This window comes from Ferroplasma sp. Type II (genome assembly GCF_000496155.1).
Genome location: NZ_KI542744.1, coordinates 6,805 through 8,502 on the forward strand (window position 1 = coordinate 6,805; position 1,698 = coordinate 8,502).

Annotated in this window: 1 protein-coding gene; it reads left to right on the forward strand. The window is 39.2% G+C overall.

All coding sequences use genetic code 11. The features are described 5' to 3' along the window. The first annotated feature begins 341 nt into the window (after nucleotides 1–341). Nucleotides 342–1,514, forward strand: coding sequence for an MFS transporter (locus AMDU4_RS09110; protein ID WP_021787687.1), 1,173 nt, complete (start codon nucleotides 342–344; stop codon nucleotides 1,512–1,514). The last annotated feature ends 184 nt before the right edge of the window (nucleotides 1,515–1,698 follow it).

A 1,698-nucleotide genomic window follows, 5' to 3' on the forward strand; every position in this document is an offset into this window, starting at 1 on the left:
CNCCTCACGTAGCCAGAGTGGTATCCAGCAGGAAACTCGGGTTTTCAGAAATATTTTCTGTAATATCATTGTTATTCACATAACTGTATGTAATTGCCATAGATGCGGGGACAAAGTTTATATCTATTCTTTTAATAATTTGTTTGCAGGTAAGACCAGTTGGTCAAGTGTACCTTGAGGTGCATGTAAAACAGTACCAACCGGCTCTGACTTATTTACATAATTTTATAAAATTCTGATGGGGAGAAATATTTTTATAGTTTTAATAATTGTATTTATTGGGGTAGTAAAAATTGGTTGATACGACAGTTAAGAAAGCACAGAGTCTTGGTGGGCTGATTATGATAGCTGTCCTCGTAGGAATGGGTATGTTTTTGGATGGTTTCGATGCAAATCTGTTCTTCTTTGGCGGAACCTTTATATTGAAGATAATTAATGTCAATCCAATTCTGCTTGGTATAACAGCTGCTGGTTTCTCTGCAGGAATAATGATTTTCAGCATAGTTGGCGGTGTAATTTTCGATAAGATTACTACAAGAAATGGTATTATAATATCTCTAACTGTTATCTCACTCTTTTCCGCACTGACAGGATTTGTGAGAAATGAATATGAACTGGTAATATACAGATTTATGGTTGGTTTTGGTGTTGGTATGATACAGCCTGAAATATCAGCATTCTTAGGCGATCTTAGACCTAAAATAAGGGCAACAGTTATTGCAACAGCGGGTGTAATGTTTAACCTGGGTCTCGCTCTGGGCCCCTTGATATTTGCCAGGTTCTCCACAATAAGTACGTTCGATATCCCTTTTGTAATAGCAGGATTATCGGGCCTTATACTGATTATTCTTACAGTTATGTTTATTCCCTCTACCTATAAAATCAAAAATAAGCCAAAGCACGGGATCTTGAAAAACATGAACAGATCGCTTCTTCTGGCATCGTTTTCATATCTTTTCTTTGGAATAGCCTTTTTTGCATATAATTCATATGCAACCCCATTTCTAACACATGATGGCATCAGCAAGGGTACTGCTGCCATTGTTCTTTCAACCTTCGGATTTGCTGGCATAGTACTGGCATACCCTGGTGCAATAGTTGGAGACAGGACAAACAGGAAAAGAATTATCCAACTGGGTGCGCTGGTAATGCTCATTGGAACAATTGTTCTTTTCGGAATTCATATGAGTCCCATCATTGCCTTTACAGCTGTGATATTTTTGGGAGGCGGATATGCCATATATGGCAATATACAGGCGTTCTCCCAGGAAAGCGTTGAAGACCCGTGGATTGGTACTGCAGTGGGATTTCTATACCTGGTCTTCAACATTGGCGCTATGATTGGCGGGCCATTGATGGGATACCTGATACCAAAGATAGGTTATTCAATGGCAGGTGTGTATGCTTTAATGATACCTATGGCCATATGTCTAATACTCATGTCACTGGCACCAAACGTGAGAAGAAAAGAATCTGTTGTACTAGATACGACAGCGACGGCCGTGGGAAAGTAGCCTCTCTTTTAATTTTTATGTGAGTTTCAATAACCGCTTAATTTTATTTTTAAGCCAGTGGAGATTATATAAATTCCTAAAATGGCAAACAGGTCGTTGAAACTGAAAATCCTACTGTTAACCAGAGGCGGAAATCACGAAGCCAAAAGTTCCTTGATAACCGCAACTCCAACCCTGGTTCCGA